The organism is Bradyrhizobium sp. LA6.8 (assembly GCF_040547935.1).
GTDB lineage: Bacteria > Pseudomonadota > Alphaproteobacteria > Rhizobiales > Xanthobacteraceae > Bradyrhizobium > Bradyrhizobium barranii.
Window position 1 is genome coordinate 1094543 of the sequence record NZ_JBEPQQ010000003.1, and the last position, 20391, is coordinate 1114933.

A 20391-nucleotide genomic window follows, 5' to 3' on the forward strand; every position below is an offset into this window, starting at 1 on the left:
TTACCCTTTGTTCTGCCGCGGTCCCTTCCGGGTCCGCTGTCTTGGCGCGGCCCGTTGCCGGATCCGCAATTCTTTTCGGGCCACCCGCCCGACGAGGTCGCCTCGCACGGAACAATCCGCACAAAGCGAAATTGCGCCAACCGCTCCATCACCGAGCGGAAAGCGTTACGACGCCACAGAGGACCGCAGTTTCAGGCCAATCAGCATAAAGCTGCGGCCCGCGCACCGAGGTCATGCATCCGAATTCGATCTCAAGAGAACGAGCTCAAGAGACCTAAAATCGCACTGGCATTGCCTAGCTATGATCGACAGCGTTTGAGCGGCATTCGTCGAGGTTGGTGCCCGTCTTAGCGATCCCTGAGGATCCGATCCTTGGGGATCTAATCCCTGCGGATCAACGGGTGGCCCGTTCCGACGCTGGCGATGCTCACCGCCTGTCGTTAAGTGAGGCGCTTTCTATAAGTGAGAGTCGGCCAAGTCAAGGTGAAACGACAGTCAGAAAACGCTTCTGCCACCTGACGAAATCGCCGTTTGCCCGCACTCACCGCGCCTGCCGGATATGGGGACAGGACGCCTGTTCCGCCAGCCCAAAAACAATTTATACCCGGGCTAAATGTACTTTTATAACCCTTGCTAAGGCTTTTTTTCCTGTTGATGCGTCAATCTGCCGCCTGCGGCAGAGATTTGCACCATGCGCTACACCGACATTGCCATTATCGGCGGGGGATTGTCCGGCTCAACCGCCGCCGCAATGCTCGGCCGCGCCGGCATTTCGACGGTGCTGATCGACCCGCATGAGAGCTATCCGGCGGACTTTCGAGTCGAAAAACTCAGTGGTCACGTCCAGGTCGAGCGATTCCTGAAGACCGGAATCGGAGAATCGGTGCTGCGCCGCGCGACCTTTGCCGGCGAAAACTGGATCGCCCGATTCGGCCGTTTGCTCGACAAGGCGCCGAGTCGGCAGTTCAACATCCTCTACGATTCGCTCGTCAACGCCGTCCGCGACGAGATCCCTGCTGGCGTCGAGCGCATCTGTGCCAAGGCGGTCTCGCTCGAGACGAGCCCGGAGCGGCAAAAGATCACGCTCTCCAATGAGGAGACGATCTCGGCCCGGCTGGTCGTTCTCGCCAACGGTCTGAACGTCGGCCTGCGCCACCAGCTCGGCATCGCGCGAAAAATCATCAGCGCCTGCCATTCGATCTCGATCGGGTTCGACGTGGTGCCGGCGGGGCGGAATTCGTTCGACTTCCCGGCGCTGACCTATTTCTCGGAGCGGCCGAGCGACCGAATCCCCTACATCACACTGTTTCCGACCGGTCCGCGGATGCGCGCCAATCTGTTCGTCTATCGCGGCGTCGACGACCCATGGCTGCGCGAGCTGCGCCGCGCGCCAGCCGAGACGCTGAACGCCGCCCTGCCCCGGCTCAAGCGCATCACCGGCGCCTTCGACATCGCCGGCGAGATCAAGATCCGTCCGGTCGACCTCTATGTGAACGACGCAAGCGGCCAGCCCGGCCTCGTGCTGGTGGGCGATGCGTTCTCGACCTCCTGCCCCGCCGCCGGCACCGGCTGTGACAAGGTCTTCACCGACGTCGAGCGGCTCTGCAACCTCCATATCCCGGAGTGGCTCGCCTCCGACGGGATGGACGGGGCCAAGATCGCCACCTTCTACGCCGATCCGGTCAAGCGGGCCTGCGACGAATGGTCGGCGGCGAAGGCGTTCGAGTTCCGCTCCGTCTCGACCGCGACGAGTCCCTACTGGACCGCGCAGCGCTGGGCGCGCTTCATCGCTTGGTCAGTTCAAGGCTTGCTGCGGCCGCTCGGAGGAGCAATTCATCTGGAGCCGAACTTGCTCGGTCACGCCTCCTCGTCGTCCTCGTCCTCATCATCCTCGTCGAGGTCGTCTTCATCCTCGTCGTCATCGTCGCTGTCGTCATCGGCCTGAGCCACGGCGCCATGCGGCTGATGGATCTGGTCGTTCCACAGCTTGCGATAGGTGCCGTTCCTGGCGAGCAGCTCGGCATGCGAGCCGCGCTCGATCGCCCTGCCCCCTGAGATCACGATGATCTCGTCCATCTCGACCACGGAGGTCAGGCGATGGGTCGACCAGATCATGGTGCGCCCCTTCGCGACCTTCAGCAGCGTGCGGTTGATCGCGGCCTCGGTGGTCTGGTCGAGCGCCGAGGTGGCTTCGTCCAGCAGCAGCACGGAAGGGTTACGGATGACCGCGCGCGCGATCGCGATGCGCTGGCGCTGGCCGCCCGACAGCGTATCGCCGCGCTCGCCGACCGGCGTGTCGTAGCGCTGCGGCAGGCTCATGATGTAGCGGTGGATCTCGGCCTTCTTGGCGGCGTCCTCCACCTCCTCGTCGGTCGCGCCTTCCTTGCCGAGCCGGATGTTCTCGCGAATCGACATGTTGAACAGCATGTTCTCCTGGAACACCACCGCCATGCTCCGGCGCAGCGAATCCAGCGTCACCTTGCGCACGTCGACGCCGTCGATGGCGACGCGCCCCTCGTTGGGCACGTACAGCCGCAGGATCAGATTGAGCAGCGTGCTCTTGCCGGAGCCCGAGGGGCCGACGATGGCGATGCGCTTGCCGGCGTTGAGCTTGAGGCTGAGATTGTCCAGCACCGGCGTCTGGCTGCCTTCGTACTGGAACGTCACGTGGTCGAAGGTGATGTCGTTGGTGATGCGCGGCAGATCGGGCGCGCCGGGACGATCGGCGCCGCGCGTCGGCTCGTCCAGCAGCTCCTGCATGTGGCGGATCGCGGCGGCCGAGGAGATCGACACCGGGATGAAGTGCATCACGTGAGCGATGTTGTAGGAGACCTCCCAGAACGCGCTCTCGAAGGTGACGAAGGTGCCGATGGTGATCTGGCCCTTGGTCGCCAGATAGGCACCGATCGCGAGCACGACGAGGTGCAGCAGCAGCACCGAAATAGTGACCGTCCGCTCCACCATGGTCGACAGGAACGCAGCCGAAGCGATCTTGCGGCGGGTCTCGTCGTTGCGGAAGCTGAAGAAGCCGAACATCTTGCGTTGCAGGCTGAACGCCTTGATCACGGCCTGCGCGGCCACATTCTCCTGCACCATGCCGAGCAGCGCGCTCTCGTTCTGCTTCTGCTCGTAATTGGCCTGCACCGCCTTCGGGGTGAGGATGCGCGGCCCAATCAGCGTGATCGGGAACACCAGCAGCGCGACCGCGGCGAGCTGCCAGTTCAGGAACAACATCAGGATGATGCCGGCGATCAATTCCAGGAACGGCAGCGCTGCACTGTTGGCAAAGGTCTTGACCGAGCCCTCGAAGGCCGAAAGGTCGACGGAAAAGCGCGACAGGATCTCGCCGCGCTTGGTGCGGCCGAAATAGGCCGCCGGCAGGTCCTGGACATGCTCGAACAGGCGCTTGCGGACATCGGAGATGATGCAGGCAGCCAGCCTGGCGTCCCAGCGCTCGTACCAGACCGCCACGATCGAGGTGAAGATGCCGGCGACCGCGAGCACGCCGAGGATCTTGTAGAGCGCCTGGAAATCCTCCTCGCCGAGCGCGTCGTCGATCAGGTACTTCAGGCTGAGCGGCATGATGACGTTGAACAGCGTCTCGACGCAGACGCCGAACGCCACGAATGACAGCATCCGCTTGTAGTTGGACAGGAACGGCTTGACGAAACCCAGGATGGTCGCGAGCGCGCCTGCGGCCTCGCGCGCGGTAAAGACGACGAGCTCCTCGTCCTCATCGTCGTCGTCGAGCTCCAGCTCGTCATCCTCCTCGTCTTCGTCGTCCTCGTCGTCTTCGAGGTCCGGCTTGACTGGGACAAGCTTGTCGTCGAGCTCGGCCGCCTCTTCCGTGGCGAGTTTCTGTTTGTCGGGCGGGAGGGGCTTAGACGCCATGAAACCAACCGATGCTGACGGCCGGCATGACCGCGGAGAAAGCAGGAAATAGCGGCAACCGCTATCGCACCGATTCTATGCGATCATGACGAATTCGGCAAAGCAATTGGCTAGGCCGGTCCGATCCTGTCTCTAGTCGTCGTCCTCATCCTCGACCTTGTCGAAGAAGGAATAACGCAGGCTGTCGGCGTCGGCGTACCACTGGCCCGGGCCCTTGTTGGCGGCAAGCGTCGCCTCCCAGAGCGCATCGGTGCAGTCCTTGCGGTGCATCGACAGGTCGAAGCCGTTGCCGAAGAACAGCTCGGACCATTCCCACCACGTGCCGAGCTTCTTGACGCCGCGCAGCAGGTCGTAGCGGTCGATCACCACCGAAGCCATGTCCGAGGTGATCGAGCCGAACACGAGGCCGGTCTTGACCACGCGGTTCAGTTCGCGGATCGCGCGGACCACCTGCTTCGGGGAAACATGGCAGAGGCTGGTCTCGAACACGAAGTCGAAGGCGCCATCCTTGAACGGCATGTCGGTGATCGAGCCGAGCTTGTTGTACTTCTTCAGCGCCTTCGGCGTCCTGGCGTGGATGGCGCGGTTGTTCTCGATGCCGAAGGCATCGATGCCGCGATCGCGCAGCGCGCCGACCAATTCGCCGCTGGCCGAGCCCGCGACCAGCAGCTTGGCGCCCTTGGCCTTGCCCCAGACGATGCCGATCAGCTTGGTGAGATAATCGGGATCGGTGAAGTGGCGCCAAGCTTCGCTGTAGGGACCGAGGCCGCGATAGTTCTCGAAATAGTCGCGGTCGATCTTGTCCGAGACCGGCTCGCCCTCCTCCTGTCCGCGCTCGCGGCGCAGGCGCATCATCTCGGTCAGGATGATGTCGGTCGCCGCGTCCGAGGAGTCGAGCAGACCGTTCAGCGTGGAGTCGAACAGATAATCGCCGACCACCACGATGCCGGGATGCTCCTTCGGCTCCGGCCGGTGATTGGTCATGACGTCGCGCACGGGCAGACCGCCGGGGATGGCGTTCACCGACGACAGCCAGCGGTGGATCTTGCCTTCCACGAAATGCGAACGCGCATCGCCGAGCGAGGCGGGCAGCGATTTCAGTGCGGCGTCGATCAGCTCCTGATCCGACAGATTGGCGAAGGCCAGCGCGTCGGAGCCGGGAATCAGCCAGTTCAGCACGCCGTGCTTGCCGACGTCATGACGCGCGCCCTCGTTGTAGACGCAGCAGCCGCCGAAGGCTTCCGACATGAACCAGGCGCCGGAAATCTTCTCGCCCCAGAACGGCGTGTCGAACAGGATCGAGACGCGCAGATAGTGCGCGGGACGATCGAAATACGAGACGTGCTTGACCATCGACTTGCGGAGCTGCTCGCCTTCCCAGCCCATCGTCGCGAGCCACGAATGCGGCAGGCAGACCAGCACGAGGTCGAAGTCGCGCGTCTCCGGCCCCTTGCCGTTCATCATCTTGAGCTGGTAGCGGCCGGTCGGCGCCTTGCCGACGGTGAGCACGCGGTGATTGAGTTGGACGTCGGCGTTGACCTCTGACTGCAGGCACTCGATCAGCTGCTCGTTGCCGTTCTGGATGGAATAGAGGCCGATATAGCCGTCGACATCCATCAGGTAGTTCTTGAGCGCGTTGAGCCCGTTGGTGTTGTGGCTTTCGGTCGCGATGTCGGAGCGCGCCATCACCTTGAAGAAACGCTTTGCGGTTTCGTCCTCGACCTCCTCGTCGAGCACCTGCTCGGCGGTCTTGTAGGCCCAGGGATTCTCGTTGTCGTGCGCGCCGACGCCCTCGTAATATTCGATCGGCGTCATCGCCTCGGCGCAGCGGTTCCGGAACGCCTCGATCGCAGCCGCAGTCTTGGCGCCGTATTTGCGGCGCATGCCCGCGACGTCGTTGAGGAGCTCGCCGCCGAACTGCACCTGCTCGGCGTCCATCGGAATGGTCTGAAGTCCGAAATGCTGGATCAGCTCGCGCAGCGGATCGGGACCCGTCATCGAGTAGTCGTAGATCTCGGCAACGCCGGCCTCGTACATCGCCGGCGCGGAATCGAATTTGCGCGTGACGATCTTGCCGCCGAGCCGGTCGGAGGCCTCGTAGATGGTGATGCGGCAGAGGTCGCCGAGCTTACGCTTCAAGTACCAGGCGCTCATCAGCCCGCCGGGGCCGCCGCCTACGATTGCGAGATCAAGCATATGAGTTCCGTGGTCTCCGGCCCTGCCCCCGTCACGGGACCACCGGTCTAACTTCCCTTAGCAGAAGCGCTTTTGCGCCTGAAGGAAAGATGAACAAAGGTTGATCCTGCACCGCAACAGGCAAACAAAGCAGCAAAAAGGCCGGCTTGCGCCGGCCTTTTCATTGTCCTCGGTATTCCTACGGATGAAGCATTATTCCGCAGGAGGCAGCGCAGGAAGCTCCGCTTCCGGCGCCGGCGACACGACGGCCGCCTGCTTCTCGCGCTCGTCCAGGATCAGCTTGTCGCGCTTCATCGCGACTTCGCGGATCTTGGCCATGGAGGCGCCGGTGCCCGCCGGGATCAGCCGGCCGACGATGACGTTCTCCTTGAGACCTTCGAGCGGATCGACCTTGCCGTTGACCGCCGCTTCCGTGAGGACGCGGGTGGTCTCCTGGAACGAGGCCGCCGAGAAGAAGGACCGGGTCTGAAGGCTAGCCTTGGTGATGCCCAGCAGAACCGGCGTTCCCGTAGCGATCTTCTTGCCCTCTTCCTTCGCCTTCTCGTTGAGCGCGTCGAACTCGATCTTGTCGACCTGCTCGCCGGAGATCATGTCCGTGTCGCCCTGGTCGGTGACTTCCACCTTCTGGAGCATCTGACGGACAATCACCTCGATGTGCTTGTCGTTGATGAGCACGCCCTGGAGCCGGTAGACCTCCTGGATCTCGTTGACCAGATAGGCCGCGAGCTCCTCGATGCCCTTGACCGCCAGGATGTCGTGCGGCGCCGGGTTGCCTTCGACGATGAAGTCGCCCTTTTCGACGACGTCGCCGTCCTGAAGGTGGATGTGCTTGCCCTTCGGGATCAGGTACTCGCGTGCCTCGTCGGTCTTGTCCATCGGCTCGATCGAGATGCGACGCTTGTTCTTGTAGTCGCGTCCGAACCGGATGGTGCCCGAGATTTCGGCGATGATCGCCGCATCCTTCGGACGCCGTGCCTCGAACAGTTCCGCCACCCGCGGCAGACCGCCGGTGATGTCACGCGTCTTGGCGCTTTCGGTCGAGACACGGGCGAGGATGTCGCCCGTATTGACCTTGGCTCCGACGTCGACCGAGAGAATGGCATCGACCGACAGCATGTAGCGGGCATCGCCGCCACGGGCGAGCTTGAGCACCTTGCCGTCCTTGCCCTTGACCACGATGGCCGGACGGAGGTCCGCGCCGCCGCGGGTCGAGCGCCAGTCGATGACCACGCGCTTGGCGATACCGGTGGCCTCGTCGAGCGTTTCCGAGATCGACTGCCCCTCGACCAGATCCTCGAAGCCGATGGTACCTTCGACTTCGGTGAGCAGCGGACGGGTGTAGGGATCCCACTCGACGATGCGCTGGCCGCGCTTGACGGTGTCGCCCTCGTCGACGTGCAGGCGCGAACCGTACTGGATACGGTGCGTCGCACGCTCGGTGCCGTCGGCATCGACGATCGCGATCACCATGTTGCGGACCATCGCGACCAGGTGACCTTCGCTGTTGCGGGCGATGGCCTTGTTCCTGATCACGATTTTGCCGTCGAAGTTGGATTCGACGAACGACTGCTCGTTAAGCTGCGCCGCACCACCGATGTGGAAGGTGCGCATGGTCAGCTGGGTGCCGGGCTCGCCGATCGACTGCGCCGCGATGACGCCGACGGCTTCACCGTGGTTGACCGGCGTGCCGCGGGCGAGGTCGCGGCCGTAGCACATGCCGCAGATGCCGTTGACGAGCTCGCAGGTCAGTGCCGAGCGGATCTTCACCTCCTGCACGCCACCCTGGTGGATGGCATCCAGATGGCTCTCTTCCATCAGCGTACCGCGCTTGATGATCACCTTGCCCGAGCTGTCACGCACGTCTTCGCAGGCCGTACGTCCGAGGATGCGCGAGCCGAGCGAGGCGACCACGGTGCCGGCATCGACGATGGCGCGCATCTTGATGCCGAGCTTGGTGCCGCAGTCGTTCTGCGTGATGATGCAGTCCTGCGCCACGTCGACGAGACGACGGGTCAGGTAGCCCGAGTTCGCGGTCTTCAACGCGGTGTCCGCGAGGCCCTTACGGGCGCCGTGGGTCGAGTTGAAGTACTCGAGCACCGAGAGGCCTTCCTTGAAGTTCGAGATGATCGGCGTCTCGATGATCTCACCCGACGGCTTGGCCATCAGGCCGCGCATGCCGGCGAGCTGGCGCATCTGGGCCGGCGAACCGCGGGCACCGGAGTGAGCCATCATGTAGATCGAGTTGATGTCGGCATCCGCCCCGCTCGCCGTCTTCTTGGTCGAGGAGATCTCCTTCATCATCGCCTTGGCGATTTCTTCCGTGGCCTTCGACCAGGCGTCGACGACCTTGTTGTACTTCTCGCCATGGGTGATCAGACCGTCGTTGTACTGCTGCTCGAAATCCTTCGCCAGCGTACGGGTGGTGTCGACGATCTTCCACTTGGAGTGCGGCACGACCATGTCGTCCTTGCCGAACGAGATGCCGGCCTTGAACGCGTTGTAGAAGCCGAGCGCCATGATGCGGTCGCAGAAGATCACAGTCTCCTTCTGGCCGCAGTGACGGTAGACCTGGTCGATCACGCCCGAGATTTCGCGCTTGGTCATCAGCTTGTTGATGATCTCGTACGAAATCCGCGGGTTCTTCGGCAGCAGGTTGCCGAGCATGACGCGACCCGCGGTGGTCTCGATCCAGCGCGTCGAGACCTTGCCGGTCTCGTCCATGCCCTGCCACCGATACTTGATCTTGGTGTGGAGGTGGATGACCTTCGCGTGCAGCGCGTGCTCGAGCTCGGCCATGTCGCCGAAGATCTTGCCCTCGCCGGGCAGGCCTTCACGCATGATCGAGACGTAGTAGAGACCGAGCACGATGTCCTGCGACGGCACGATGATCGGCTGGCCGTTCGCCGGATGCAGGATGTTGTTGGTCGACATCATCAGGACGCGCGCTTCCAGCTGCGCTTCGAGCGACAGCGGAACGTGCACGGCCATCTGGTCGCCGTCGAAGTCGGCGTTGAACGCGGCGCAGACCAGCGGATGCAGCTGGATCGCCTTGCCCTCGATCAGCACGGGCTCGAACGCCTGGATGCCGAGACGATGCAGCGTCGGTGCGCGGTTGAGCAGCACCGGATGCTCGCGGATGACCTCGTCCAGGATGTCCCAGACCTCGGGCCGCTCCTTCTCGACCAGCTTCTTCGCCTGCTTCACGGTGGTGGACAGGCCCTTGGCGTCAAGCCGCGAGTAGATGAACGGCTTGAACAGCTCGAGCGCCATCTTCTTCGGCAGGCCACACTGATGCAGGCGCAGCTCGGGACCGACCACGATCACCGAACGGCCCGAATAGTCGACGCGCTTGCCGAGCAGGTTCTGACGGAAGCGACCCTGCTTGCCCTTGAGCATGTCGGCGAGCGACTTCAGCGGACGCTTGTTGGCACCCGTGATGACGCGGCCGCGGCGGCCGTTGTCGAACAGCGCATCGACCGCTTCCTGAAGCATGCGCTTCTCGTTGCGGATGATGATGTCCGGCGCGCGCAGCTCCATCAGCCGCTTCAAGCGGTTGTTGCGGTTGATGACGCGGCGGTAGAGGTCGTTGAGGTCCGAGGTCGCGAAGCGGCCGCCGTCCAGCGGCACCAGCGGACGCAGGTCCGGCGGAATCACCGGAACCACGGTCATGATCATCCATTCCGGCTTGTTGCCGGAGTGGCGGAACGCTTCAACGATCTTCAGGCGCTTGGCGAGCTTCTTGTGCTTGATGTCGGAGTCGGTCTCCTGCATCTCGAGGCGCAAGGTGGCTTCGAGCTTCTCGAGGTCCATGCCCTTGAGCAGCTCGCGGATCGCTTCTGCGCCGATCATGGCGGTGAAGGAATCCTGGCCGTACTCGTCCTGCGCCTTCAGATACTCGTCTTCCGACAGCAACTGACGGTCCTTCAGCGCGGTGAGACCCGGCTCGAGCACGACGTAATATTCGAAGTAGAGGATCCGCTCGAGATCCTTCAGCGTCATGTCCAGCAGAAGGCCGATGCGCGAGGGCAGCGACTTCAGGAACCAGATGTGGGCGACGGGGGCTGCGAGCTCGATATGGCCCATGCGCTCGCGCCGGACGCGCGACAGCGTGACCTCGACCGAGCACTTCTCGCAGATGATGCCCTTGTACTTCATGCGCTTGTACTTGCCGCACAAGCACTCGTAGTCCTTGATCGGCCCGAAGATGCGGGCGCAGAACAGGCCGTCGCGCTCGGGCTTGAACGTACGGTAGTTGATGGTCTCCGGCTTCTTGATCTCGCCGTAGGACCAGGACAGAATCTTCTCAGGAGACGCGATCGAAATCCGGATCTGGTCGAAGACCTGAGCCGGAGTCGTCGGGTTGAAGAGATTCATAATTTCTTGGTTCATCGTCTTCTCCTCGCGTGCCGGTCGCCTACGGCCGCAAATTCGAAAATCACTCAATCGGGGCGCCCTGCCCTCAAGGCCTCGGGAGGGGCGCCGATGCCCGGCCGTGAAGGCCGGGCATGAAAGGTCGTATTACTCGGCTGCTTCCGACGTCGGCGCCGGTCCCACCTTGGAGTTGTGCAGGTCGACGTTGAGGCCGAGCGAGCGCATTTCCTTGACCAGCACGTTGAACGATTCCGGAATACCGGCCTCGAACGTGTCGTCGCCGCGGACGATCGCCTCGTACACCTTGGTACGGCCGGCGACGTCGTCCGACTTCACCGTCAGCATCTCCTGGAGCGTGTACGCCGCGCCGTAAGCCTCGAGCGCCCACACTTCCATTTCGCCGAATCGCTGGCCGCCGAACTGCGCCTTGCCGCCCAGCGGCTGCTGGGTAACGAGCGAGTACGGACCAATCGAACGCGCGTGGATCTTGTCGTCCACGAGATGGTGCAGCTTGAGCATGTAGATGTAGCCCACCGTCACCTTACGATCGAAGGCATCGCCGGTACGGCCGTCATAGACGGTCGACTGACCCGAAGCGTCGAGACCGGCAAGCTTCAGCATCTCCTCGATGTCGGCTTCCTTGGCACCGTCGAACACCGGCGTCGCGATCGGCACGCCGCGGCTCAGATTGTGACCAAGCTCGATCAACTCGTTGTCGTTGAGCGACTTGATCGTCTCGTCCTCGCCGTAGACCTTCTTCAAGGTTTCCTTCAGCGGCTTGATGTCCTGCTTCGACAGATAGGCATCGACCGTCTGGCCGATACGCTTGCCGAGGCCGGCGCAAGCCCAGCCGAGATGGGTCTCGAGGATCTGTCCGACGTTCATGCGCGAGGGCACGCCGAGCGGATTGAGCACGATGTCGGCATGCGTACCGTCTTCGAGGAACGGCATGTCCTCGATCGGCACGATCTTCGACACCACGCCCTTGTTGCCGTGACGGCCGGCCATCTTGTCGCCGGGCTGGATCTTGCGCTTCACCGCGACGAAGACCTTGACCATCTTCATCACGCCGGGCGGCAATTCGTCACCGCGCTGAAGCTTCTCGACCTTGTCGAGGAAGCGCTGTTCCAGCCCCTTCTTCGACTCGTCGTACTGCTTCCGCATGGCCTCGATCTCGGCCATCAGCTTGTCGTTCGGCGAAGCGAACAGCCACCACTGCGACTTCGGGTACTCCTCGAGCACCGCACGGGTGATCTTGGTGTCCTTCTTGAAGCCCTTCGGGCCCGCAATGCCCTGCCGTCCCTCGAGGAGCTCGGCAAGACGGTTGTAGACGTTGCGGTCCAGGATCGCCTGCTCGTCGTCGCGGTCCTTGGCCAGACGCTCGATCTCTTCCCGCTCGATCGCCAGCGCACGCTCGTCCTTGTCGACGCCGTGACGGTTGAACACGCGCACTTCCACGATCGTGCCCTGCACGCCCGGAGGAACGCGCAGCGAGGTGTCGCGAACGTCGGAGGCCTTTTCGCCGAAGATGGCGCGCAGAAGCTTTTCTTCCGGCGTCATCGGGCTTTCGCCCTTCGGCGTGATCTTGCCGACCAGGATGTCGCCGGCGCGCACTTCCGCGCCGATGTAGACGATACCGGCTTCGTCGAGGTTCTTCAGCGCTTCTTCCGAGACGTTCGGAATGTCGCGGGTGATTTCCTCAGGGCCGAGCTTGGTGTCGCGGGCCATCACCTCGAACTCCTCGATGTGAATCGAGGTGAAGACGTCTTCCTTCACGATCCGCTCGGAGAGCAGGATCGAGTCTTCGAAGTTGTAGCCGTTCCACGGCATGAACGCGACCAGCACGTTGCGGCCGAGCGCGAGCTCACCGAGATCGGTCGACGGACCGTCGGCGATGATGTCGCCCTTCTTGACGATGTCGCCGACCTTCACCAGCGGACGCTGGTTGATACAGGTCGACTGGTTGGAGCGCTGGTACTTCATCAGACGGTAGATATCGACGCCCGACTTGGTCGGATCGAGATCTTCCGTGGCGCGGATGACGACGCGGGTCGCGTCGATCTGGTCGATCACACCCGAACGGCGCGCCGCGATCGCGGCACCCGAGTCACGCGCAACCACGCCTTCCATGCCGGTGCCGACGAACGGCGCCTCGGCGCGAACCAGCGGCACCGCCTGGCGCTGCATGTTCGAGCCCATCAGCGCGCGGTTGGCGTCGTCGTTCTCGAGGAACGGGATCAGCGCCGCGGCGACCGAAACGAGCTGCTTCGGCGACACGTCCATGTAGTCGACCTTGTCCGGCGTCACCGGCAAGACTTCGCCGGCGTGACGGCAGACCACGAGATCCTCGGTGAAGCGGCCCTTCGGGTCGAGCGGCACGTTGGCCTGCGCGACCGTGTAGCGGCCCTCTTCCATCGCCGAGAGGTACACGACCTCGTCGGTGACGCGACCGTCCTTGACCTTGCGGTACGGCGTCTCGACGAAGCCGTACTTGTTCACGCGCGCGAAGGTCGCGAGCGAGTTGATCAGGCCGATGTTCGGACCTTCCGGCGTTTCGATCGGGCAGATGCGGCCGTAATGCGTCGGATGCACGTCGCGCACCTCGAAGCCGGCGCGCTCGCGGGTCAGACCGCCCGGTCCAAGCGCCGAGAGGCGGCGCTTGTGGGTGATCTCCGACAGCGGGTTGGTCTGGTCCATGAACTGCGAGAGCTGCGAGGAACCGAAGAACTCGCGCACGGCGGCAGCCGCCGGCTTCGCGTTGATCAGGTCCTGCGGCATGACCGTGTCGATGTCGACCGAGGACATGCGCTCCTTGATCGCGCGCTCCATGCGCAGGAGGCCGATGCGGTACTGGTTCTCCATGAGCTCGCCGACCGAGCGCACACGGCGGTTGCCGAGATGGTCGATGTCGTCGATCTCGCCCTTGCCGTCGCGCAAATCCACCAGCGTCTTGATGACGGAGAGGATGTCTTCCTTGCGCAGCGTACGCTGGGTATCGGGCGCATCGAGGTCGAGGCGCATGTTCATCTTGACGCGGCCGACCGCGGACAGGTCGTAGCGCTCAGCGTCGAAGAACAGCGACTGGAACATCGCCTGCGCCGAATCCAGCGTCGGCGGCTCGCCCGGACGCATCACGCGGTAGATGTCGAACAGCGCGTCCTCACGCGTCATGTTCTTGTCGGCCGAGAGCGTGTTGCGGATGTAGGCGCCGACATTGACGTGGTCGATGTCGAGCAGCGGCAGTTCCTTGTAGCCCTGCTCGTTGAGGGCCTTCATCGACTTGTCGGTGATCTCTTCACCGGCTTCCGCGTGGATCTCGCCGGTCTTCGGGTTGACGAGGTCCTCGGCGAGATAGTTGCCGACGAGCTCCTCATCGGACAGGCGCAGCGCCTTCAGCCCCTTCTCCTGCATCTGACGCGCACCGCGCACGGTGAGCTTCTTGCCGGCCTCGAGCACGACCTTGCCGGTGTCGGCGTCGATCAGGTCGTTGATGGTCGAGTAGCCGCGGAAACGGTTGGCGTCGAACGGAACGCGCCAGCCTTCCTTGGTCCGCTTGTAGAGAATCTTCTTGTAGAACGTGGACAGGATCGCCTCGCCGTCGAGGCCGAGCGCGAACATCAGCGACGTCACCGGAATCTTGCGGCGACGGTCGATACGCGCATAGACGATGTCCTTGGCGTCGAACTCGATGTCGAGCCAGGAGCCGCGATACGGGATGACGCGGGCGGCGAACAGGAGCTTGCCCGAGGAATGGGTCTTGCCCTTGTCGTGGTCGAAGAACACGCCGGGCGAACGGTGCATCTGCGAGACGATGACGCGCTCGGTGCCGTTGACGATGAAGGTGCCGTTCATCGTCATGAGCGGAATGTCGCCCATGTAGACGTCCTGCTCCTTGATGTCCTTCACCGACTTCGCGCCGGTTTCCTCGTCGATATCGAACACGATGAGGCGCAGCGTCACCTTGAGGGGTGCCGCGAAGGTCATGCCGCGCTGGCGGCACTCGTCGACGTCGTATTTCGGCTGCTCGAACTCGTAGCGGACGAATTCCAGCATCGAGGTGCCCGAGAAGTCGGAGATCGGGAACACCGAGCGGAACACCGCCTGCAGGCCCTCGTCGAGACGCCCGCCCGCGGGTTCGTCGACCATCAGGAACTGGTCATAGGACGCCTTCTGAACCTCGATGAGGTTCGGCATCTCGGCGACTTCCTTGATGTGTCCGAAGAACTTGCGAACGCGTTTGCGACCGGTGAATGTCTGCTGCGCCATCGTGGCCTCTCATTTCGTCGCCCGCTCCGGGCGCGCCGTCCAGGACGCGGTTGCCACCGCTCCCCGGGTTGAATTTTTCGAACCCGCTTTGGGGACCAAAAATCCAGATTCAGACCGCCATGTCCTGAATCCGTTCTTCAGACCTTCAAAACGCAAAACGACGCGCGGGGCGCATAGGCACGCCCGCCCGTCACAACGATTGTCTTCACGGACTGCAAAAGCCCGAAATAGCCTGCTCTCCCAACGGCTTACAGGGAATCCGGCATCCCTGCCCACCGCGCTTTCGTGCTGTCGAACCGATATGGGGCGACAATAGTCGAGATTCGAGGGGTTAACCTTCAAATCCCAACACTTTTTCGTGTTCGGCCTGCGTCGGGATGTTCCGTCGCACGCCTTTTGCATATTGCCCACCCCTTAGATGGGTGGTCCGAGACCCCGGGCTCCGCTGATGCTCGCCCGGGATCTCGGGCCAGTAAGCGTTGCTTACTTGAGCTCGACCTTCGCGCCAGCCTTCTCGAGCTGGACCTTGAGCTTCTCGGCCTCGTCCTTGTTCACGCCTTCCTTGACAGGCTTCGGCGCGCCCTCGACGAGATCCTTTGCTTCCTTCAGGCCCAGGCCGGTGATGGCGCGGACTTCCTTGATGACCTCGATCTTCTTCTCGCCGGCGGCGGCGAGAACGACCGTGAACTCGGTCTTCTCTTCGGCCGGAGCGGCGGCAGCGCCACCACCAGCCGGGCCGGCCACGGCGACAGCCGCGGCAGCCGAAACGCCCCACTTCTCTTCGAGGAGCTTCGCGAGTTCGGCAGCTTCGAGCACGGTGAGGCTCGAGAGGTCGTCAACGATCTTCTGCAAGTCAGCCATTGTTCAGTTTCCTTGAGTGTAAGTCTGGTTCGGGTTTGAGTTTTGCGAAGGGCGTCAGGCCGCTTCGCCCTTTGAGGCATGAGCCTGGATGACGCGCGCGAGCTTGCCCGCGGGCGCATTGGCGAGCTGAGCGATCTTGGTCGCCGGGGCCACAAGAAGGCCGACGATCTTGGCGCGCAGTTCATCAAGCGACGGCAGCGAGGCAAGTGCCTTCACGCTGTCGACATTCAGGACGGTCTTTCCCATCGAGCCGCCAATGATGACGAACTTTTCGTTCGTCTTGGCGAATTCGACGGCGACCTTCGGCGCCGCTACCGGATCGTTCGAAGTGGCGATCACGGTCGGTCCCTTCAGCATGGGGCCGATGGCAACGACGTCAGTGCCTTCAAGAGCAATTTTGGCGAGACGGTTCTTCGAGACCTTCACCGAGGCGCCAGCCTGCTTCATCTGCATACGCAGTTTCTGCATCTGGGCAACGGTCAGGCCGGAATATTGAGCAACGACCGCGACGCTCGTGGTCTTGAAGACCCCATTGAGCTGTTCGACCGCTTCCTTTTTTGCCGCTCGTTCCACAGCAAGCTCTTTCCGGTTGGCGGTCATCGCGAGAAGCGGGACCGCCGGGTTGCACCCATCGCCCCACCCAAAACCTGAACCTCGGGGCCAAAACCCCTTGGACACGCGCCGGGCGAGACGACAATTCAAAGCCTGCCCTCCGGGAGCCCTTAAGGCCCACGGCGTGTCGAGGTCCGAACCAGACCCGTTTCGCAAGCCAGCCGTTAAAGCTGGGCGCGAAGTGAAATCCGGTCTTCACCCGTCTATGCAGGCCATGCGATTAAGCCGTTGAGAAATCGAAATTTCCCGCGGGCGCCTGCAGTCTTGGACAGGACAAGGTCAGCCGGCGAACCGCCCGACCCCTGCCCGCACTCCACCAACCGACGGGTTTTCCTTCCTTTTCGGGCAAATCCTCACGGACGTCCTGAAAAGGAATGATCTCCTGTCTTGTCGGGTTTTCGGAATGCGTGCACGAACGCGCCAGCCGAGGCCGGCACGTCCGGAAGCGGTTCTTTAACCGCTCGGAGCCCGCTTGCCAAGAGCAAAATTCACACCAGTTCCAATCCGTTGCCGGCAGGGCTCGAGGCGGCCCGACAAGGGCCGATTCAGGCCGATTTGACCCCATATGGCAGCGGCGTGCCCGCGAAGAAAGCCGTTAGGTTCGCCAGCACGCAGTTCTGCATGGCGACGTGCGATTCGAGGGTGTGGCCGCCGATATGCGGGGCGAACACGACATTGGGGAGCGCCGTCAGCGCGTCGGGGGCGTGCGGTTCCTTCTCGAAGACGTCGAGGCCGGCGCCGGCGATGGTCCCGTCGGTCAGGGCCGCGACCAGGGCCTTCTCGTCGATCACTGAGCCGCGGGAGATGTTGACGACATAGCCGTGCTCCCCGAGTCGCCCCAGGATATCGGCGTTGACGACGTGCTGGGTCTCGGCCCCTGCCCGGACCGCGATCATCAGCACGCTGCACCAGTCGGCGAGCGCCTCCAGCGTCGGGAAATATTGATAGGGCAGATCGTATTTGGTGCGGCTGAAATAGCCGACCTCGCTCTCGAAGGCGGCGCAGCGGGCCGCAATCTTGCGGCCGATCTCGCCCATGCCGTAGACGCCGATACGGCGGCCGGGCATGCCGGCCTGCGGGCGCATCATCGGCGACTGCTTTGAGCCGGCCCAATCGCCGCTGCGGACATATTGGTCGGCGACCAGGATCCGCCGCGTCGTCGCCAGCATCAGGGTCATCGCGATATCGGCGACGGAGGCCGCGTTGGCGCCGGGGCTGTGGCCGACCGCGATGTTGCGGGCGGCGGCCGCCTTCAGGTCGACGCCGTCATAACCGGTGCCGTAACAGACGATGGCGCCGAGTTTTGGAAACAGGTCCATCGCCTCTGCCTCGAGCGGCGAGCCGCCGGCGGTGAGCATCGCGCGGATGCCGCCGAGCTCATCGGCCGAAAACACCTCGCGCGCCGGCTTGCCGCCGGTGTCGAGCAGTTCGAACCGCTCGGCGAAGCGCGCCATCATCGTCTTCGGGAAGCGCGAGTAGACCAGGACCTTGTCAGCCATTTTTTCTTGTTTCCCGGTTCTTGTTTCCGATGAACGCCGCCACCAACGACGAGGGGCGGAATCGGTTGCCCAATTCCGCCCCTCGCCTCATGCAATTTCCAAACCTCAGCCGAGGCAAGCCTTAGCCGAGAATGGTGCCCGGCTCGACCTTCACGCCGGGGCCCATCGTCGAGGACACCGCAACGCGCTGGATGTAGGTGCCCTTGGAGCCGGCCGGCTTCGCCTTCGAGACAGCATCGGCCAGAGCCTTGATGTTCTCGACCAGCTTCTCCTCGGAGAACGAGGCCTTGCCGACGCCGGCCTGCAAGATGCCGGCCTTCTCGACGCGGAACTCGACCGAGCCGCCCTTGGCGCCCTTCACCGCACCGGTGACGTCCATGGTCACGGTGCCGATCTTCGGGTTCGGCATCAGGCCGCGCGGGCCGAGCACCTTACCGAGACGGCCGACCAGCGGCATCATGTCGGGGGTGGCGATGCAGCGGTCGAAATCGATCGAGCCGTTCTGCACCTTCTCGACCAGGTCCTCGGCACCGACGACGTCGGCACCCGCAGCCTTGGCCTCATCGGCCTTGGCGCCGCGGGCGAACACGCCGACGCGGAGCGTACGGCCAGTGCCGTTCGGCAGGGTCACGACGCCGCGGACCATCTGGTCGGCGTGACGCGGATCGACGCCGAGATTGATCGCGACCTCGATGGTCTCGTCGAACTTCGCCTTGGCGCGTTCCTTGACCATCTTGATGGCGTCCGCGAGCGGGTAAAGCTTTTCGCGGTCAACACCTTCGCGGGCTTTGTTCAAACGCTTTCCGATTGCCATGACCGCTTACCCCGCCACTTCCAGACCCATCGAACGGGCAGAGCCCTCGACCATCTTCATGGCCGACTCGATGGAATCGCAATTGAGATCCTTCATCTTCTTCTCGGCGATCTCGCGCACCTGCGCCTTGGTCACCTTGCCGGCCTTGTCGCGGCCCGGCGCCTTCGAGCCGGACTGGATCTTGGCGGCCTGCTTGAGGAAGAAGGACATCGGGGGTGTCTTCATCTCGAACGTGAACGAACGATCGGCGTAGATCGTGATCACGACGGGAATCGGGGTGTTCTTCTCTTCCTTCTGGGTCTGGGCGTTGAACGCCTTGCAGAACTCCATGATGTTGAGACCGCGCTGACCAAGCGCGGGACCGATCGGGGGCGAAGGATTCGCCGCACCGGCCGGGACCTGAAGCTTCAGGTATCCGGTCACTTTCTTTGCCATGTATCACTCCTGTTGTGCCGGCCAGGCCGGCGGTTTCAGGTTCGTGGTCTGGGTCGGATGCGGCTGGCAACCGCCCTCTCCCTCCCACGGCCTCTTGCTAGCGTGAGACCGAAGCCTCACGCCTCAATCGATCAGACCTTCTCGACCTGACCGAATTCCAGTTCGACCGGCGTGGCGCGACCGAAGATCGACACCGCGACCTTCACGCGCGAGCGCGCCTCGTCGATTTCCTCGACCACACCCGAGAACGAGGCGAACGGGCCATCGGCCACACGCACGTTCTCGCCGATCTCGAACGACACCGACGCCTTCGGCCGTTCCACGCCCTCCTGCACCTGGTGCAGGATGCGCATGGCCTCGGCTTCCGAGATCGGCATCGGCTTGTTCTCGGCGCCGAGGAAGCCCGTGACCTTCGGGGTGTTCTTGATCAGATGAAACGCCTCGTCGGTCAGCTTCATCTTCACCAGCACGTAGCCCGGGAAGAACTTGCGCTCGGCGTCGATCTTGCGGCCGCGGCGCACTTCCGTGACCTTCTCGGTCGGAACCAGCACCAGCTCGAACAGCTCCTCGAGCCCGCGCTGCTTGGCCTGCTCGCGGATCGATTCGGCGACCTTCTTCTCGAAGTTCGAGTAGGCGTGGACGATGTACCAGCGCTTGTCGGTCGATTGGGTTGCAGCGGCTGTTGCCATCAGTGAATGCCCAAAAGGAAGGTGATGAGGTAACGGATGATCTGGTCGGCGGCGAAGAAGAAGATCGAGGCCACGGCGACCATCACGAACACCATGATGGTGGTGATCGTGGTCTCACGACGGGTCGGCCAGGTGACCTTGGCGGTCTCCGAGCGCACTTCCTGCAAAAACTTGAACGGGCTGATTGCCATCGTTTGATGTCCAACGTCCGTCGACAGACGCGAATGAATTTCAGGGATCCGAACAGCCGCCGTTGGCCCAGCCCTCTGTCTCGAAGGATGAGCCGGGAAACCGGGCTCGATTGTTCGGGGATTTCAAAGCCGCGCCGGAAATCCGCGTTTAACGGGCCGGCTGCGAGTGCGGGGTAGATACTGCGGATGGGGCCAAAGGTCAAGGTGTGGGCTACCTGGGACACGCGCGGCCGAGGCCAGCGGACCCAATCCGGATCAAGGGCTTACCCGGTCCGCATGATCCACGGTCCGAGCTTGTCGGCCCGCCGCCGTCCTGCCTGTCGATCCTGATTGTCTGGGATTAGCTGGCAGGAGTGGCAGGGCTCGAACCTGCGACCCCCGGTTTTGGAGACCGGTGCTCTACCAATTGAGCTACACTCCTACGGACCCTCGCGTCGCCACGCGGATCAGGGGCGCTTTCAAGCACAGGGGACGGCCGGATTGCAAGGGTGAAGCGCGCTGGCTTCGCTTGTTTGTGCCGCGCCTTCTGGGCCACAGTTCATTCCCGATAATAATGTGCCCCCGGG

12 protein-coding genes and 1 tRNA gene are annotated in these 20391 nt (G+C 63.2%); 1 reads left to right on the forward strand and 12 read right to left on the reverse strand.

The genetic code is table 11. The features are described 5' to 3' along the window. The first annotated feature begins 691 nt into the window (after window positions 1-691). On the forward strand, window positions 692-1945 hold the full coding sequence (locus ABIA90_RS19120; RefSeq protein WP_354117794.1) for an FAD-dependent oxidoreductase: 1254 nt from the start codon (window positions 692-694) through the stop codon (window positions 1943-1945). Here the strand turns inward: ABIA90_RS19120 and ABIA90_RS19125 are convergent. The 12 genes from ABIA90_RS19125 to ABIA90_RS19180 all read right to left on the reverse strand — a co-directional run bounded on the left by ABIA90_RS19125 (window position 1858) and on the right by ABIA90_RS19180 (window position 20246). After that, window positions 1858-3891 (reverse strand): ABC transporter ATP-binding protein, encoded by a 2034-nt coding sequence (locus ABIA90_RS19125; protein ID WP_071912834.1) that lies wholly within the window; start codon window positions 3889-3891, stop codon window positions 1858-1860. The two genes, ABIA90_RS19120 and ABIA90_RS19125, sit on opposite strands and share 88 nt — an antisense overlap. A gap of 132 nt (window positions 3892-4023) precedes the next feature. Next, window positions 4024-6087 (reverse strand): FAD-dependent oxidoreductase, encoded by a 2064-nt coding sequence (locus ABIA90_RS19130; protein WP_354099933.1) that lies wholly within the window; start codon window positions 6085-6087, stop codon window positions 4024-4026. A gap of 192 nt (window positions 6088-6279) precedes the next feature. Then, window positions 6280-10476 (reverse strand): DNA-directed RNA polymerase subunit beta', encoded by a 4197-nt coding sequence (rpoC, locus tag ABIA90_RS19135; RefSeq protein WP_071912831.1) that lies wholly within the window; start codon window positions 10474-10476, stop codon window positions 6280-6282. 129 nt (window positions 10477-10605) lie between these two features. Further along, window positions 10606-14724, reverse strand: coding sequence for a DNA-directed RNA polymerase subunit beta (gene rpoB / locus ABIA90_RS19140; RefSeq protein WP_028152884.1), 4119 nt, complete (start codon window positions 14722-14724; stop codon window positions 10606-10608). Between the two features lie 483 nt (window positions 14725-15207). After that, window positions 15208-15585, reverse strand: a complete 378-nt coding sequence (rplL, locus tag ABIA90_RS19145) for a 50S ribosomal protein L7/L12 (protein WP_063982571.1) — start codon at window positions 15583-15585, stop codon at window positions 15208-15210. A 54-nt stretch (window positions 15586-15639) separates the two neighbouring features. Further along, window positions 15640-16158 carry a 50S ribosomal protein L10 gene (rplJ, locus tag ABIA90_RS19150; protein ID WP_063986291.1) on the reverse strand — a complete coding sequence of 173 codons (519 nt, stop codon included), beginning with the start codon at window positions 16156-16158 and terminating at the stop codon, window positions 15640-15642. A 584-nt stretch (window positions 16159-16742) separates the two neighbouring features. Next, window positions 16743-17696, reverse strand: a complete 954-nt coding sequence (locus ABIA90_RS19155; protein ID WP_354117793.1) for a 2-hydroxyacid dehydrogenase — start codon at window positions 17694-17696, stop codon at window positions 16743-16745. A 121-nt stretch (window positions 17697-17817) separates the two neighbouring features. Next, window positions 17818-18510 (reverse strand): 50S ribosomal protein L1, encoded by a 693-nt coding sequence (gene rplA, locus ABIA90_RS19160; RefSeq protein ID WP_014494487.1) that lies wholly within the window; start codon window positions 18508-18510, stop codon window positions 17818-17820. A 6-nt stretch (window positions 18511-18516) separates the two neighbouring features. Then, the gene (gene rplK / locus ABIA90_RS19165; RefSeq protein ID WP_006611824.1) at window positions 18517-18945 is read right to left on the reverse strand and encodes a 50S ribosomal protein L11; all 429 of its coding nucleotides are present in this window, start codon (window positions 18943-18945) and stop codon (window positions 18517-18519) included. A gap of 131 nt (window positions 18946-19076) precedes the next feature. After that, window positions 19077-19634, reverse strand: coding sequence for a transcription termination/antitermination protein NusG (nusG, locus tag ABIA90_RS19170; RefSeq protein WP_063982569.1), 558 nt, complete (start codon window positions 19632-19634; stop codon window positions 19077-19079). Then, on the reverse strand, window positions 19634-19825 hold the full coding sequence (gene secE / locus ABIA90_RS19175) for a preprotein translocase subunit SecE (RefSeq protein WP_354117792.1): 192 nt from the start codon (window positions 19823-19825) through the stop codon (window positions 19634-19636). The genes nusG and secE overlap by 1 nt, the downstream gene beginning before the upstream one ends. A 345-nt stretch (window positions 19826-20170) precedes the next feature. Continuing rightward, window positions 20171-20246: transfer RNA gene (locus tag ABIA90_RS19180), tRNA-Trp, on the reverse strand. Between the last annotated feature and the right edge of the window lie 145 nt (window positions 20247-20391).

What these genes read in the sequence shown, in the direction of transcription:
- rplL (WP_063982571.1), bottom strand. Translation starts at nt 15,585, where the DNA reads ATGGCTGACTTGCAGAAGATCGTTGACGACCTCTCGAGCCTCACCGTG.
- ABIA90_RS19120 (WP_354117794.1), top strand. Translation starts at nt 692, where the DNA reads ATGCGCTACACCGACATTGCCATTATCGGCGGGGGATTGTCCGGCTCA.
- secE (WP_354117792.1), bottom strand. Translation starts at nt 19,825, where the DNA reads ATGGCAATCAGCCCGTTCAAGTTTTTGCAGGAAGTGCGCTCGGAGACC.
- rplK (WP_006611824.1), bottom strand. Translation starts at nt 18,945, where the DNA reads ATGGCAAAGAAAGTGACCGGATACCTGAAGCTTCAGGTCCCGGCCGGT.
- ABIA90_RS19125 (WP_071912834.1), bottom strand. Translation starts at nt 3,891, where the DNA reads ATGGCGTCTAAGCCCCTCCCGCCCGACAAACAGAAACTCGCCACGGAA.
- rplA (WP_014494487.1), bottom strand. Translation starts at nt 18,510, where the DNA reads ATGGCAATCGGAAAGCGTTTGAACAAAGCCCGCGAAGGTGTTGACCGC.
- rpoB (WP_028152884.1), bottom strand. Translation starts at nt 14,724, where the DNA reads ATGGCGCAGCAGACATTCACCGGTCGCAAACGCGTTCGCAAGTTCTTC.
- ABIA90_RS19130 (WP_354099933.1), bottom strand. Translation starts at nt 6,087, where the DNA reads ATGCTTGATCTCGCAATCGTAGGCGGCGGCCCCGGCGGGCTGATGAGC.
- ABIA90_RS19155 (WP_354117793.1), bottom strand. Translation starts at nt 17,696, where the DNA reads ATGGCTGACAAGGTCCTGGTCTACTCGCGCTTCCCGAAGACGATGATG.
- rpoC (WP_071912831.1), bottom strand. Translation starts at nt 10,476, where the DNA reads ATGAACCAAGAAATTATGAATCTCTTCAACCCGACGACTCCGGCTCAG.
- nusG (WP_063982569.1), bottom strand. Translation starts at nt 19,634, where the DNA reads ATGGCAACAGCCGCTGCAACCCAATCGACCGACAAGCGCTGGTACATC.